Source organism: Pseudomonas moraviensis (assembly GCF_900105805.1).
GTDB classification, from domain to species: domain Bacteria; phylum Pseudomonadota; class Gammaproteobacteria; order Pseudomonadales; family Pseudomonadaceae; genus Aquipseudomonas; species Aquipseudomonas moraviensis_A.
Window position 1 is genome coordinate 5,474,329 of record NZ_LT629788.1, and the last position, 15,046, is coordinate 5,489,374.

Here is a 15,046-nt window from a genome sequence, read left to right on the forward strand (position 1 = left end):
TAGCACGCCCGGCCACCGGCCTAGGCTAAACTGCGCAGCATTGCCTAGGAGCCCGAATATGCAAAACCCGCAGAACCTGATCTGGATCGACCTGGAGATGACCGGTCTGGACCCGGACAACGACGTGATCATCGAAATGGCTACCATCGTCACCGACAGTGAGCTGAACACATTGGCTGAAGGTCCGGTAATCGCCATCCATCACAGCGACGAAGTCCTTGCGCGCATGGATGAGTGGAACACCCGCACTCACGGCAACTCCGGCCTGACCCAGCGTGTGCGCGAGAGCCGCATCAGCATGGCCGAGGCCGAAGCCGAAACCATCGCCTTCCTGGAACAATGGGTGCCGAAGGGCAAGTCGCCGATCTGCGGAAACAGCATCTGCCAGGACCGTCGTTTCCTTTACACCCACATGAAGGCGCTGGAAAGCTACTTCCACTATCGCAACCTCGACGTTTCCACACTCAAGGAACTGGCCGCGCGCTGGGCGCCGGACGTGCGTGACAGCTTCAAGAAGGGCAGCACGCACCTGGCGCTGGACGACATTCGCGAATCCATCGCCGAGTTGCAGCATTACCGTAAGCATTTCATCAAGTTCTGATGGTGTTGTGCAGGAGCTGCCACAGGTGGCTCCTGTGCCTCGGACCAGCGCCGGGTACGCACGTTCTGGGTTTGCAGCGAAAATGTTGAAACCATTCAGATCGGTGCTTCCATTAAAGTTTGCTGACACCGTCATCCGCAGTAATGGGACAACGCTGTCGAGCAGGCATGACAGCAGTATCAGCATTGAAGCCATCCTGCCGGTCACCTACGCGATTTAGCAATTCCGTTGGGAAGATGTCTGGTACGACGGCGGATTCAGGAATCAACGTATTTACAAATACTATCTCGGCCTGTATCCCCATTCGCAGCAAGTCAAGTTGGTGGACTGGATTGCTGAAGGTCCGGTAAAGAATGTGGTATTTGCTTTCGGTAATAAAGTCGAAGCATGGAATGCAGTGTTTCAGGCAGGAATTCTGCTTCGCCCGGACAGGGACGTTTTTCGCTTCACCGCTCTGGATCAATTCGGCACTGAGCATAAGTTGGCTATCCGCACTGACTTTAAAGAGCGAAGCTTCAGGCTGGAACGAGGCTGATACTTCATCTTTTCTGAAATCCCACCGCCGGCATTCCGTGCCGTCACCCATGACGGCGGCTTTGAATCGGAGCGAGCTTGGCGTCATCTCTGTCGGTGCCGGCGCCTAGTGGCTAAACTGCGCGCCTCACTGCCAGGATTGCCCCCATGTTGCTGATGCTCTATCTGATTGCCATCACCGCTGAAGCCATGACTGGCGCGCTGTCTGCCGGTCGTCGCGGCATGGACTGGTTCGGTGTGGTGCTGATTGCCTGCATCACGGCGTTGGGCGGTGGCTCAGTGCGTGATGTGTTGCTTGGGCATTATCCGCTGACCTGGGTCAAGCACCCGGAATACCTGGTGCTGACCTCGGTTGCGGCAATGTTCACCGTATTCACCGCGCGCTGGATGCGCCATCTGCGCTCGCTGTTCCTGGTGCTCGACGCTGTCGGTCTGGTGGCGTTTACGCTGATCGGCTGCATGACCGCTCTGGAAATGGGCCATGGCATGCTGGTGGCTTCGGTCAGCGGCGTGATCACCGGGGTATTCGGCGGCATCCTGCGGGATATTTTCTGCAACGACATTCCGCTGATTTTTCGGCGCGAACTGTATGCGAGTGTCTCCTTCGCTGCCGCGTGGTGCTACATGCTGTGTCTTTATTTGAATGTGCCGAGCGAACAAGCCATTTTGATCACACTATTCGGCGGGTTTTTGTTACGTCTGCTTGCCATCCGTTTCCATTGGGAAATGCCAAAATTCGTTTATAACGACGAGCATTAATAACTTTGCAGGGATTATTGGCCTGTCGAATAAAGTCCGGTAAATCGTCATGGACTTGCAAGTGTATGTTTCTTACATTTTTCGCTTTGCTGTTTATTTGAAGGGTCTGTAGTTTTTTTGTTGGCACCTTTTCGATGTCAATATTCAAATACAACTTTTCAAGGAAATGCATCATGAGTGAAAGCATGGACGCTACACACGGTCAGCAAACCATTGCGCCAGTACTTACAGGCCTCGCCCGTTTAAGCGTCAAGTTCGACGCCAATGACAGTACTCGCAGCAAAACACTGTTCGGTAATGGCCGGATGCAGGTCAAGGTTCAAGTTCTGGTTACCGGGGTAGACGCCGACGGCAATACCATGCACGTACCGGCTGATGTAATGGACAGTATCGAGCTCATTCATTACAGCACCGGCAATACGTTGCGCGACGGCTGGGCCGCGAGCACTGTGCAAGGTCGCTTTACCCTTGAGGCAAGGCCTTCACTCACTGCCTCAGAGGTTCACGACGATGATCTGGAAAATGATAGTGCCCATCCGCAGGTACGCACGTTCTGGGTATCCACGTCCAGCGCCGGGACCACCCGGATTGGCGCGCGTCTGTCTCTGAACGGTGAGAGGATTCTCAGCAACGGAACCACACTTTCCAGTGTCCAGGACAGCAGTGTAACCATCGAAGCACAACCCCCTTCGGCGTACTCCATGGAAGAATTTCGTTGGTATCAAACCCGGCGCGGCGACGAATTGCCGGGTAATCGGATCTGGAGCTATCGTCTGGGACTGTATCCGCGGGGGCAGCAGATCAAGCTGGTCGATTGGGTTGTAGACGGTATAGAGAAAGGGGCTGATCATGATTTTGCGGGGGGTAACAGGCTTAATGAAAGCAAAACCAATTATATGAAGGTCATTCTTGCCAGCCCTGAAACCCGTGAGGTGACAGTGTCCTTGCCGGTTAAAGGTGATCCTTTTGTATTCGCTTTTTTCCCCGACGCCCATACCTGGGAGGACGAGAATTATACTGTCAGGGTTCAGAGCGACGGCGAGTTTACCGTCGTACAAGCGCTGTCGGAATACTCGAAAATCGGAAAAGCATTCAAATACGGAAATAAACTTTATTTTCTGGCCATTGATGAACACGGCACGGAGCATAGGCTGGCGATTCGCGTGAACTTCTACGAGCGTAATTTATACCTGGAGCGAGGTTGAGTCTCCACTGATGCAATGTCGGTGGATGGAATAGATATATATATGCTTTTTGGCATGACGACTACCGATAAGCTGCGGTGTTCAGTTATCAGGTAATCGCACCGAACGTGCTGTTATTTATATCTAGCGTTGGCCTTCCAGCTATGCGAGGGCCAACACACCCATATATCAAGGATGAGTAGTCATGACTGGCAAACCGCCCAGAGTCAAACCTGTACCCGCCCCAACCAAAACCCCCGATTTCAGCGTAGAGGATGCTCACTGGTCATCCTCCGTTTCTTCATCAACGCCGGCTCTGCCCATCCCGCGCCGCCTGGAGCCCGCGCATCCTTCTCTGGCGCCTGCCCCGGCCGCATTGACGCCAGAGATCTGGGTGAGCGTGAACCCGAGCTCTTCCGTGATCAATGAACTCACGATGCACGTCGCGAAGTCTTCACTGGCAGATTACTGGATACCCACACCCAAAAAACTCGGCGAGTTCGATGCGCAAGGCATGCGGATCGTGAAGCAGCGTCAGTATGTTGCCGTAGACGATGACCATATGGTGCAAGTGGTGCTGGATGTCGAGAGTGGCCTGTTTCGTGCCACGCTGGCCAGTGAACTCGACCCTTCCGGCCCGCTGATGAAACTCGACAGCGAGGGCCGGTTCTGGGGCCCGCTTGACAGCGATTTCGCCACCGTCACCGATTCAATATCAGTACAAACCGCACAACTTTTCCGCCGGATGGGTCGTTCTGTGGCGCAGTTTTCCGACGCCACGGTTGCACGCCTGCTGGCAGTGAGTGGCGTCGATGAAGTCGTCCTGCGCGATGTGCTCATTAATGATCGTCCTGCGCCGTTTTTACTGGAGGACACCATCAGGCGCTTCGAACTTGATCAGAAGATTCAGGCGCAGGGACGCGGGGCCGCACCTGAGCGGTTTACGAGGTTCAAGGAACTGGAAGACGCCTTTGAAGCCAATTGCGATGAACATACTTTACGGATGCGCCGGGTATTTCCAAATCTACCGAAAACGGCTGCACTGGCGATATGGCGCAACATGAGCGCCGCCGAGCGTTTACATATGCACAACCAGCCTGGCATGCCACAGCGAGTGGCGAAAGAGGCACTGGTGGCGCTTCGGGATATTCGCCTGGCGAGGGCCAGGGAAGGTATTTATCTGGAGGCGGTATCCAATCTGGACAGTGATCGGCTAGTGCTGCATATGCTCGGAAATCTCGCGAACTGGCCGCGGCAGATTGCTTTCGAGATTCGCCAGGGGGCTGGGGACGGGCCTGTGCTCAGCACTAGCGGCGACGCCCGGTCGCCGTTTCGTCACATACTGATTCGTGAGGATGATGGCTATGTCATCCAAAGCAGCGACGCCCAAATACCTGAGGGCTCGAAGGATCTGTATTCAGCCATCTGGCTTGTGTTGTTGCCCGGGCATCGCCGTTTGCTGGGTGTGACAGAAGGCGGGGGTGCGGCGCTGCAGCAGCTGATCCGTGCACTGCCGTTGCCGTCGCACCATGCCGTGAACGAATTGCTGGGGCTGCCGACGCTTCCGGTTACCGCCGATCCAGCCATCGCGCGATATGGGCAAACGGGGCACCTGCGAGGGGGAGGTGACGACAACCCGCTATCGCCAAAGTCCGTTGTAGAGCGCGTACGTAATCTATATCCGCATCTTCCAGATGAGGAGGTGACGGCATTTATCACTGAGCGCTTGAAGAGTGATTCATCAGACGTTTTGTTTCGCCTGGAAACAGAGCTTGCGACGTTGCGTGAGGAATTGGCGGTATGGACGGCCGAAGGGACATTACCCCATACACCGACAGCGCAACCAGAAGGCGCGCCGACACCCGCCGGACAGCGCCAGGCTCGCGAGCAATTCAGCACAAAGTTGCAAGCTATCTGGCAACGCAAGTCGGTTTCGAAGTGGGACGAGGGAGACGATCATTTTTCTCACTACGTTGATTTTTCGGGTGAATTACCAAGGTTGTCCAGCCGGTTTGAATATGTAACAGAGTTGATATTGACCGCAAATGAACCGATAGCACGGATAGGTGCATTTCTTGACAGTTTTCCAAATCTTCAACATTTGGGAGTGTTTGGCATAAAAACAGAGGAATTCCCGTCAGGAATATTTCTAATGCGCCAGTTAAGCGATCTTGCGCTGGACGGGTGCTCGCTGACACTGTCCGAGGCCACAGTTGAAGGATTGTCCAGAATTGAAACGCTTACCCGCTTGAATTTGGCAAACAATCCTCTGACAGTTACTCCGCATGTAGGCTACATGGCTGGCTTGACCGGATTGATGCTGAGCAACGCAAATCTTACCAGCGTTCCTTCAGGCATAGATCGGCTCACGAAACTGGGTGTCGTGGCCTTGCATGATAATAATATTTCAGACGTGGGATATGAACTGTTAGAGATTCCGGATACCCAGGATCTGTTCATCGGTTTATTGAATAATCCGCTGAGTGCCGCGTCAAGGCAGCGGATTGGTCAGTATCTTGAAAATTCCAGTATGGATCGAAAGGTGGAAATCCATACGGAGGAGGTAGTTTTACAGTCCGACTCCGATAGTGAGTCCTCGGAGAGCGGTTTTTCGACAGGTTCAGAGAGTGACTGAATATTGGTTAAAGTAACGACTCCTTTGTTTTTCTGACATAGCCAGACAAGAAATAGACTACTCGATGGCTCCGCTTCTGATTCTGTGACGGTCAGGTCGGGAGGGGAGCAATCATTGAGTGCCAGAACCAAAGGATGGCAGGGGAGTTGTTGCAGGCGGTTGTATAAAACTCACGATTCTTCAAGATATTAGTATTTATGTGAGTTGTTGGAGGTGATGTTGAAATATTACTTCCTCATAATTTGTCTAATGTCGCAGCTGTTATTATTTAAATCTAGCCTCAATACTTTGCTGAGTCCTTAAAGGGCGAAATCTTCAGTCAGCCAGGTATTGTTAAATGTTTAATGATCATATTGGTATTTCTCGTATCGAGGTAAAACTCGACGCCACAAGGTCGGGCCAGCATAAAGTGCTGTATGCCAATGGACGTATGCAGGTGCGCGTGTTGGTGCTTCTGCACGGGATCGATAACAACGGCGATGGTGCATCACTGCATGGGCACCCCGCCTTACAGTCCCTGCGACTTATTGACTATAACGGTGCTCGGCCGCTGGAAGGGGCCTGGAGCGTTTCGTTGCAGGAAAACCGTTATGCCCACGAAATGTCAGGTGGGGCACCGCGGATCACCGAAATCCCACGTGCCACGCATAACCGGATAAGCGACGACTCTGATCCGGTGCAGATTTTTCAGTATTGGGTTTCGGCCACCCGGCCTGGTGTCATGGAAGTAGCCGCTGAAATCGTTATGGATAACGTGGTATTGCGAAGTAACGGAATTGGTTTTGACAGCAGTGTCACGCTTGAGGCGATCCCGCCGAAAAAATATAACCAGAATAGTTTTTCTCTTCACAAGTACGGCACGTTCAGCGAAAGAGTCTACGAGGAACGCATTCAGTATTTTCATCTCGGACTTCACGCTGACGGTCGTCAGATTCAGCTGCTCGACTGGTATAGCAACGATATAGAGCTTAACCCGTATGATGCTGAAGATGCAGTGATGGTGTACTCGTCAGGCACGATAAACCACTACAGTGGCGGCGGCAGAACTTTCTATGGTTATCTGGCGCCGATATACGGACGATCGGCCTCGGTCAATACTCCTCTCGGTTACATTACCTTTCCGATTAACGATGTGCAGGGCGTGTTGACTCTTGTGCAGCGCACGACTCTGCAGACAGAGGAGAAGCCGGCAACCGGCGAAACCTTCGAAGTTGCCGTTATTGATGAGTTCGGTACGGAGCACTGGCTTGGTATCAAAGGTGATATAGAGCAGCGAACTTTCATTCTGGGTGAATCGAAGCGTTCAACAAAACAATTTGCCTGATTTCATCTGCATGGTCAGCGGGTTCTCGCTGGCCGGTTTTGAACTGCCAGTAGCACAATCTTGAAATAAAGGGACGTTTTTCAATGGCAAGTAATTTATCTTCCGCTGTTCATTCAAACGCTTTCAACTTTGGTGAGTTTGTATCAGGAGGCGTTGACCCGCGCACCGGCATGTACACAAGCTCCTTTTCCTTGGGAAAGTTGCACTCGTCGGATCTGAACGGTCCGGAATTTGCACTTTCCCTGAGCTTCAATCCGCTCAACCAGGCGGACTCCGGTTTCGGCATCGGCTGGTCTTTGACGATGACCAATTACGACATGCTCAGCAAAGTCATGACGCTGTCCAACGGTGAGCGCTACAAGGCTGTGGAAACATCCACCGGTCTGAAGTTCAGGGAAATGAAGCTGCAAACGGCGAAGGTATTGGTGACCGGAGCAGGGCGCTATGAAGTTCGATACAAGGATGGTCGGCGTGAACTGCTCAAGGTCCTGGCTGGCACTCAGGTCGCCGTAGCGGAAAAAATAATCGCGGCGAACGGTGTGAGCATTTCGCTCAAGCACGAATTATTCAATCAGTTTCCCAGACTGGCGGAAATCCGTGATGCCAAACGATGCCTGCTGAAAATTACCCGCACTGAAGGTCAAGTGAAATTGACCCGGCATCCTGACATTTCGTCCAGTTCAACCTACAAGTTGCTCTTGAAAAACAGTCGGGTAACGGCCATCGAGCTTCCGGTCGGTAACGGCTGGGAGCTGGAATATGAAATCATCGATGGGGCCAGCTACTTGTGGCGCGTCGTCAACCCGTTGCGTGGCGTAGAAATCATTCGCTACAAGCGCCAGGGTCACCATTTCGTCAATGACGGGGAAAAGACACTCCCGTTTGTCATAGCTCACGATGCTTATCCAGGACGTGGCCAGCCCCGGCTTTGCAGGGCATACACATACTCCGACCATAATTTTCTCGGACAAGGCCTTCTCCCGGCCACGGACAATGATCTGGATCCGCTCTATCTGGCGCCCGGTCACTATGTCTACACCTCGGACGAGCAGTTGCTGGTGAGCGGCAAAGTCCATACCCGCATTAAACGCACCTACAACAAGTTCCATCTGTTGGTGGCTGAGGTTACAACCTGCGGCGACGCCCAGATCGCCACCGCCACGGAGTATCACGGTTCTGTCGCCAAACCTTTCAATGAGCAGTTGGCGCAATTCCGCCTGCCCAAGGTTCAGACGGTGACTTACCTCGATCGGCGCACTCAGCAGAAGCGCGAGGAAACGACCGTCACCGAGTTCGATGGCGAAGGCAACCTGATCAGGCACGTCGAGCCGAACGGGGTGACGACTTCGACGGAGTTTCATCCGGCAAGCGGAGGCGACAATTGCCCGCAGGATCCGCTGGGGTTTTCCAGATTTCCAAGGAAGAGGACGGTCACCGCTGCCGCGTCGGGCGGTGCTGCGACGGTCACGTACTACGACTATGCCCTGCACCCGGCGTTGGCAGGTGCGGAACTGCCATCCGTATTACCGATCACGGAGCGTTTTTACGAAGTTGTGGAAGGTGTTGAGGTCTTGCGTTCGAAAACCGAACGCAGTTACCTGGACGCGCCCAAGGACCCGCTCAAGCACGGGGCCACGAAAGAGCAAAGCATCATTCTGAATGATAAAAAAACCTCTACCCAATTTTCCTATGAGCTTGAGGGTGACAGGTTGCGGGTCAAGTCCAGCACACGCGGATTTGACGGCGCGCTACAGACCAGTGAGAAAGTGCTGTCGACGCTGACCGGATTACAGGTCTCTGAAATCGCTGTCGAGGGCGAGCGCATCGAGCATGAATACGATGCGATCGGCCGCGCAGTGTGCAAAACGGTTGCTTCCGGCACCCCCTATGCTGCTTCGACCCGGTGGGCCTATCTGGCTGCCAGCAAACAGCAGCCGGCTACCGTGGTGACCACCGATCCCGTTGGCGGCGAGCAAAGAGTGACCTATGACGGCCTGGAGCGGGTAGTCACCGTTCAGGAAAAGGACTGCGACCATCCCGACAAGGACGGTCTCATCCAGACGCGCACGCTTTATTCTGCCCTGCATGATTCGGTCGGTCACAGGGTGAAAGCGACGCTGACGGATTGGCGTGATGGCAAGCCGTATCCGGTCAGCACTCGCTACGAATTCGATTCCTGGGGGCAGGTCTGCAAGACGCTGCATGCCGATGGGCGTATCGAACACAGCGAGATGGATCCGGTCCTTCGCCAGCAAACCGACCGGCTCCAGGGGATGGGCAGGACACTCACCGTCATTAGCGACTTCGGTAAACCGCTCAGTGTCGAGAGCTTCAATCTGAAGAACAAGAGTCTCGGCAAGACCGTTTACACCTATGACGGATTCGGGCGCACAACCAGCGAGACAGATCCCGTCGGCAATACTACTCGATATGAATACGACGTTTTTGACCGGATAATTCGCACCGTCCTGCCTGACGCCAGTGAGGTAGTAACCGACTACGCCGGACATAGCGATGAAGGGCTGCCGATCGGCATCAAGGTCGGTGACAAAGCGTTGGGGCAGCAGGCCTACGATGGTCTGGGTCGTTTGATACAAAGTACCGTGGGCGGACGAAAGTCCGAGGCTGGCTATGAAGCGGGCTTCACTCAGCCACAGTGGTTCAAGAGTGCTGACGGCCAGAAAACCGAATTCACTTACTTGCGCGATCTGGGCGGTTTGCTGACTGAGCGCAAGGCGGGGGGGCTGGTCACGACCATGACTTATGACCCCGTCAGCGGCAATCCCTTGACCTGTACCGAAAACGGCAGGGAACGCCGTTTCACCTATTACCCTTCCGGGCGCGTGAAAACCGAAACGACGACCCTTGGTGCCGTCACGAAAGCAACATCCCGTACCTGGTCCCTGCAGGGGCGGCCGATCACCCATGTCGATGTACTCGGAGCCGAAAGCACATCCGAATACGATCAGCATGGTCGCCTGCTATCCACCTCGCAGGGCACGCTGAAAACCGAGTTCCACTACAACATACAGACGGGGATGCTGGACTGGACTAAAACCGAAGAAACCTCGATCAAGCGTCAGATGATCACCCGGTTTGCCTATGACGATGTCGGTCGCGAAACCCGCCGTACATTCGAGATTCAGGGCCAGCCCGACCAGACCCTGGAATCGACTTACACGCTGGCTGGCAAACTGGCGCAGAAAGTCTCCAGGCGCGGCACGCAACTATTGCGTGACGAGCAATTCACCTACGATGTGCGCGGGCGTCTGATCCAGTACGACTGTGCCGGCACCCAAAAGCCCCGCGATCCGTATGGCAAGGAAATTGTCCAGCAAACGTTCACCTTCGATGCGCTGGATAACATCCTCACCGTGCAGACGAAGTTCCCGCTGGGCGTGAATCTGACCACGTTCAGTTATGACAATCCCGATCCTGCCCAGCTCAGCGCAGTCAAACATTCCCATGTCGACTATCCACCGGCAGTGACGCTGGAATACGACGCCAACGGCAGGATGATCAAGGACGACCAGGCGCGGACTCTGGCCTATGACGCCTTCGGACGTCTTGAGCAATTGTCCGGCGCAGGGGGATCAGTCATTCGTGGCTACCATTACGACGGTTTCGACGATCTGGTTGAACTGTCGCAACCCGAAAAGACAACGGTGCAGCGTTACTACCACGCAGGCCGGGTCGCCAATGAGGTGAGTGGTGAAAATTCATCCAGTGTTGTGCGTCACGGTGGCGCGCTGGTGGGCCAACAGCAATTTGGTTTGCACGCTGGCGCGCAGCTATTTCGGACCGATCAGCAGCAAAGCGTGCTGGCAACGCTGGGCAAGGAACAGCTCACCGATTGCGCCTACAGCCCTTACGGCCATCGTCCTGCCGAGGGTGGTTTGTTCAGCCTGGCGGGGTTCAACGGCGAGCAGCTGGATCCGGTGACCGGGCTGTATCTGCTGGGTAACGGTTACAGGGCCTATAGTCCGACATTGATGCGATTCCTCGCCCCCGACAGCATGAGTCCGTTCGGCGCGGGCGGATTGAATGCCTACAGTTATTGCCTGGGCGACCCTGTAAATCGTGTCGACCCTACCGGGCATATCTCCTGGCAATCGATATTGGGCATCGGCCTCAGTATTCTCGGGATCGTTGCCAGCGTGTTGACGATGGGCGCCGCGACGCCATGGGCAGTGGCGGCGCTGGGGCTGGCCGTGACTTCAGGCCTGGCGGGTATTGCCAGTGAAGTGGTCAATGAGCTGGCACCGGATTCTCAAGCAGGCGAGATACTGGGCTGGATCAGTTTCGGTCTCGGGCTGGCTTCGCTCGGTGCAGGTTTGGCGGCGGGTGCAAAAGCGGCGGTGAATGCTGGCAGGAAGATGGCTTCAGCGTTTAGCCAAGGGCTTAGTGGCAGGGGCGCAGGAAAAGCGGGGAAATATTTAAAGAGGACCGGGAAAGGCGCCAAGGCTGCGGCCAAAAAAGTCAATGCTCCTGTGGAGCCTGTGGCGGATGAACCTTGGCAATTGGTCAGGGCCACCGGGACGGATGACGTGTTCAGCGCCCCCGTCTACGATAATTATCGGAAGAAGGCAGACGATTTCTATAAACTCATTGAAAGCAATAAGTCTGCCCGCCAAGCAGCTGGGGAGGCGGGTCTTGCGTACTCGGAACTAGCCAAATACAGCCAAACCAGAAAGTTAACGCATGTTTATATGACGAAGATCACTGGAGGCGGGCATCGTATTTATCTTCTGGAGGATAGTGCAACGAGAGTTTGCAAAGTCCTTCAGTCGGGCGGCCATTGGTCTCCCGGGCAAACTTCCGCAAGAATAAGAGCGGCGGGAAATATGGATACAGCTCGGACGTGAGCAACCTGAGTACTTTGTTTGCCATTTATAGGTTTGAAGGTCTGGAGTGCCGTTCCAGTGCCCACTCCACATGTTCCCTGACCAACTCTGACGGATGATCCCGTCGCGCCTTCAACGCTTCCAGCACCGGAATCGTTGAAGGCGCATTGCCCAGTCCTACCGCCAGATTCCTCAACCAGCGCTCATACCCCGCCCGCCGCAACGGCGAGCCTTCGGTACTGCTCAGGAACGTCTCTTCATCCCATAAAAACAGCTCGGCCAGCTCGGCGTTGTCAAGGTTGTGCCTTGGCTTGAAATCGCCTTCCCCGGAGGGCTTGGCGAAGCGGTTCCATGGGCAGACGATCTGACAGTCATCACAGCCAAATACGCGATTGCCGATCAACGGACGCAGGTCTGCAGGGATGGCGGTTTTCAGTTCGATAGTCAGGTAGGAAATGCAGCGCCGCGCATCCAGCACGTACGGGCCGACGAAGGCGTTGGTCGGGCAGATGTCCAGACACGCAGTGCAACGGCCGCAATGTTCGCTGCTATGCGGTTCATCCACCGGCAACGGCAGGTCGACAAACAGCTCGCTGAGGAAGAAATAACTGCCTGCCTTGCGATTCAGTACAAGGGTGTTTTTGCCGATCCAGCCCAGCCCGGCTTGCTCGGCGATGGCTTTTTCCAGCACCGGCGCGCTGTCGACAAAGGCGCGAAAACCGAACGGGCCGATCTGCGCCTGAATCCTGTCGGCCAATTGCTGCACACGTTTACGGATCAATTTGTGGTAATCGCGGCCCAAGGCATAACGCGACACGTAGGCTTTTTCCGGTTCAGCCAGGCGTTTGGCCATTTCGGTATCGCCGGGCAGGTAGTCCATGCGCAGCGAGACCACGCGCAGCGTGCCCGGTACCAGCTCTTCGGGGTGCGAGCGTTTGCTGCCGTGGGCGCCCATGTAGTCCATTTCGCCGTGGTAGCCGGCCTCGAGCCAGTGCGCGAGGTGCTGCTCATGCTCGGCCAGATCCAGACCGCTGATGCCGACTTGCTGAAAGCCCAGCTCGCGGCCCCAATCCTTGATCGATTGGGCGAGGGCGGGCAGGTCTGTGGTGATGGCGGACATGAGGCGAGAGAAACCGGAGCTGAGGTGCGTATAATTCTGCCAGACATCGGAGCCCGAAGACGCATGCCGCAGACGAAAGATGATTTACCCGACGCGCTGTACCGCGCCGCGCAGGTGCGCGAACTCGACGCACGGCTGATTGCCGCCGGGACGCCGGGCTTCGAATTGATGCAGCGCGCCGCCCGCGCCACCTGGCGCGCACTGCTGCGCAAATGGCCGGCAGTGAATGAACTGACGGTGCTCGCCGGGCACGGCAACAATGCCGGTGACGGTTATCTGGTGGCCGCACTGGCGCTGCGGGCAGGTTGGACCGTGCGCGTACTGGCGGTCGGCGATCCGCAGCGTTTGCAGGGTGATGCCGCACTGGCCCGTGCCGAATCCATAACTGCTGGCGTTGCGGTGCAGAGCTGGCAGGCAGAGAACGAGCTGCGCGGTGTCGTCCTCGATGCCCTGCTCGGCACGGGTCTCACTGGCCAAGTGCGTGAGCCGTATGCCGCTGCCATCGCCGCCATCAATGCCAGCGGTTTACCGGTGGTGGCCGTCGATATTCCCTCCGGGCTGTGCGCCGACACCGGTCGGGAACTGGGCGTCGCGGTGCGTGCCGATCTGACGGTGACATTCATCGGCATGAAGGTCGGGCTGTTGACCGGCGATGCAGCGGATCATATCGGTGAACTGGTCTTCAACGATCTGCAAGCCACCGATGACATTTTCAGTGACATTCCTGTCTGCGCTCGACGCCTCAGCGCCGCTAATCTTCTGGCACTTGCGCCGCGCGCGCCGACTTCGCACAAGGGCCGCTTTGGCCATGTGCTGTTGATCGGCGGCGATCATGGTTTCGGCGGGGCGATTCTGCTCAGCACTGAAACGGCGTTGCGCAGCGGCGCGGGCATGGTGTCGCTGGCGACCCGTCCCGAGCATGTGCCGGCAGCGCTCACTCGCGTGCCGGAAGCCATGGCCCTCGGCACCTCGTCTGCCAATCAACTGATGGGCCTGCTGGAAAAGGTTTCGGTATTGGTCGTCGGACCGGGCCTTGGGCAGGCAAGCTGGGGTCGCGCCTTGTTGTCGGCAGCCGCCAATGCGTCGGTACCGCAGGTTTGGGACGCCGACGCGTTGAACCTGTTGGCCGGCGGTTTTGTCCAGTTGCCCAGGGATTGCGTGATCACCCCGCATCCGGGCGAGGCGGCGCGCCTGCTCGGCATCAGTACTGGCGAAGTACAGGCCGATCGTCCGGCCGCTGCATTGGCGTTGAGCAAAAGGTATTCAGCGGTAGTGGTTCTGAAAGGCGCCGGTAGTTTGATCGCGCATCCCGATGGGCGTCTGGCCCTGTGTCATCAAGGCCATCCTGCAATGGCCACGGGCGGGCTCGGTGATGTGCTGGCCGGTCTGACCGGCGCATTGCTGGCGCAAGGCATGGACGCGTTCGACGCTGCAAGCCTGGCCGTCTGGCTGCACGCCAATGCCGGCCTGCAACAAGGCAAATTCGGCCGTGGGCTGGCGGCCAGTGATCTGATTCCAGCCATTCGTCAGTTGTTGGAGGAGCATGCACCGTGTCTGAAGTAACCCTGTACCTGGCCGATGAACAGGCCATGAGCGACTTTGGCGCACGGATCGCCCGCGTGACCCAGGGCCATGGCCTGATTTTTCTCGAAGGCAACCTGGGCATGGGCAAAACCACCCTGTCGCGAGGCATCATTCGCGGGCTGGGTCATGCCGGCGCGGTAAAAAGTCCGACCTTCACTTTGGTTGAACCCTACGAGATCGGTGACATCCGCGCCTTCCACTTCGACCTGTATCGCTTGGTCGATCCGGAGGAGCTGGAGTTTCTCGGCATCCGCGACTACTTCGAAGACGACGCGATGTGCCTGATCGAATGGCCCGATAAAGGTGCAGGCTTTTTGCCAAAGCCTGACCTGACCATTACCATTGGCCCGCAAGACAGCGGGCGTTCGCTGAAAATTTTAGCCGAGGGCTCGCGTGGCGAGGCTTGGTGTGCCGCTTTGGCATTGGAATCCAATTAAATGATGGGGTTTGGTATGCGCTTT

Annotated in this window: 10 protein-coding genes; 8 read left to right on the top strand and 2 right to left on the bottom strand. The window is 56.0% G+C overall.

Features of this window, described 5'->3' with window-relative positions; genetic code table 11:
• The first annotated feature begins 58 nt into the window (after window positions 1-58).
• On the top strand, window positions 59-601 hold the full coding sequence (gene orn, locus BLU71_RS24530) for an oligoribonuclease (RefSeq protein ID WP_042607793.1): 543 nt from the start codon (window positions 59-61) through the stop codon (window positions 599-601).
• Between the two features lie 112 nt (window positions 602-713).
• Here the strand turns inward: orn and BLU71_RS24535 are convergent, their stop codons facing one another.
• On the bottom strand, window positions 714-1,187 hold the full coding sequence (locus tag BLU71_RS24535; RefSeq protein WP_156889241.1) for a hypothetical protein: 474 nt from the start codon (window positions 1,185-1,187) through the stop codon (window positions 714-716).
• A 95-nt stretch (window positions 1,188-1,282) separates the two neighbouring features.
• Between BLU71_RS24535 and BLU71_RS24540 the strand changes: the two genes are divergently transcribed.
• The 5 genes from BLU71_RS24540 to BLU71_RS24560 all read left to right on the top strand — a co-directional run bounded on the left by BLU71_RS24540 (window position 1,283) and on the right by BLU71_RS24560 (window position 11,902).
• Window positions 1,283-1,894, top strand: a complete 612-nt coding sequence (locus tag BLU71_RS24540) for a trimeric intracellular cation channel family protein (RefSeq protein ID WP_042607795.1) — start codon at window positions 1,283-1,285, stop codon at window positions 1,892-1,894.
• 173 nt (window positions 1,895-2,067) lie between these two features.
• The gene (locus BLU71_RS24545) at window positions 2,068-3,099 is read left to right on the top strand and encodes a hypothetical protein (protein ID WP_064363117.1); all 1,032 of its coding nucleotides are present in this window, start codon (window positions 2,068-2,070) and stop codon (window positions 3,097-3,099) included.
• A gap of 184 nt (window positions 3,100-3,283) precedes the next feature.
• Window positions 3,284-5,713 (top strand): DUF6543 domain-containing protein, encoded by a 2,430-nt coding sequence (locus BLU71_RS24550; RefSeq protein ID WP_156889242.1) that lies wholly within the window; start codon window positions 3,284-3,286, stop codon window positions 5,711-5,713.
• A gap of 337 nt (window positions 5,714-6,050) precedes the next feature.
• Window positions 6,051-7,037 carry a hypothetical protein gene (locus BLU71_RS24555; protein ID WP_083354076.1) on the top strand — a complete coding sequence of 329 codons (987 nt, stop codon included), beginning with the start codon at window positions 6,051-6,053 and terminating at the stop codon, window positions 7,035-7,037.
• A gap of 83 nt (window positions 7,038-7,120) precedes the next feature.
• Window positions 7,121-11,902 carry an RHS repeat domain-containing protein gene (locus BLU71_RS24560; protein ID WP_083354077.1) on the top strand — a complete coding sequence of 1,594 codons (4,782 nt, stop codon included), beginning with the start codon at window positions 7,121-7,123 and terminating at the stop codon, window positions 11,900-11,902.
• Window positions 11,903-11,927: 25 nt separating this feature from the next.
• Here BLU71_RS24560 and queG read toward each other — a convergent pair whose 3' ends face one another.
• Window positions 11,928-13,001, bottom strand: a complete 1,074-nt coding sequence (gene queG / locus BLU71_RS24565; protein WP_083354078.1) for a tRNA epoxyqueuosine(34) reductase QueG — start codon at window positions 12,999-13,001, stop codon at window positions 11,928-11,930.
• A gap of 63 nt (window positions 13,002-13,064) precedes the next feature.
• Here queG and BLU71_RS24570 point away from each other — a divergent pair, with 63 nt between their 5' ends.
• Together BLU71_RS24570 and tsaE are read left to right on the top strand one after the other, a co-directional pair.
• Window positions 13,065-14,564, top strand: a complete 1,500-nt coding sequence (locus BLU71_RS24570) for an NAD(P)H-hydrate dehydratase (RefSeq protein WP_083354079.1) — start codon at window positions 13,065-13,067, stop codon at window positions 14,562-14,564.
• Window positions 14,552-15,022 carry a tRNA (adenosine(37)-N6)-threonylcarbamoyltransferase complex ATPase subunit type 1 TsaE gene (gene tsaE, locus BLU71_RS24575; protein WP_083354080.1) on the top strand — a complete coding sequence of 157 codons (471 nt, stop codon included), beginning with the start codon at window positions 14,552-14,554 and terminating at the stop codon, window positions 15,020-15,022. The genes BLU71_RS24570 and tsaE overlap by 13 nt, the downstream gene beginning before the upstream one ends.
• Window positions 15,023-15,046 lie beyond the last annotated feature (24 nt).

Bases quoted from the DNA above. Each gene is read 5' to 3' on its own strand.
- orn (WP_042607793.1), top strand. From the start codon at position 59: ATGCAAAACCCGCAGAACCTGATCTGGATCGACCTGGAGATGACCGGT.
- BLU71_RS24535 (WP_156889241.1), bottom strand. From the start codon at position 1,187: ATGGGTGACGGCACGGAATGCCGGCGGTGGGATTTCAGAAAAGATGAA.
- BLU71_RS24540 (WP_042607795.1), top strand. From the start codon at position 1,283: ATGTTGCTGATGCTCTATCTGATTGCCATCACCGCTGAAGCCATGACT.
- BLU71_RS24545 (WP_064363117.1), top strand. From the start codon at position 2,068: ATGAGTGAAAGCATGGACGCTACACACGGTCAGCAAACCATTGCGCCA.
- BLU71_RS24550 (WP_156889242.1), top strand. From the start codon at position 3,284: ATGACTGGCAAACCGCCCAGAGTCAAACCTGTACCCGCCCCAACCAAA.
- BLU71_RS24555 (WP_083354076.1), top strand. From the start codon at position 6,051: ATGTTTAATGATCATATTGGTATTTCTCGTATCGAGGTAAAACTCGAC.
- BLU71_RS24560 (WP_083354077.1), top strand. From the start codon at position 7,121: ATGGCAAGTAATTTATCTTCCGCTGTTCATTCAAACGCTTTCAACTTT.
- queG (WP_083354078.1), bottom strand. From the start codon at position 13,001: ATGTCCGCCATCACCACAGACCTGCCCGCCCTCGCCCAATCGATCAAG.
- BLU71_RS24570 (WP_083354079.1), top strand. From the start codon at position 13,065: ATGCCGCAGACGAAAGATGATTTACCCGACGCGCTGTACCGCGCCGCG.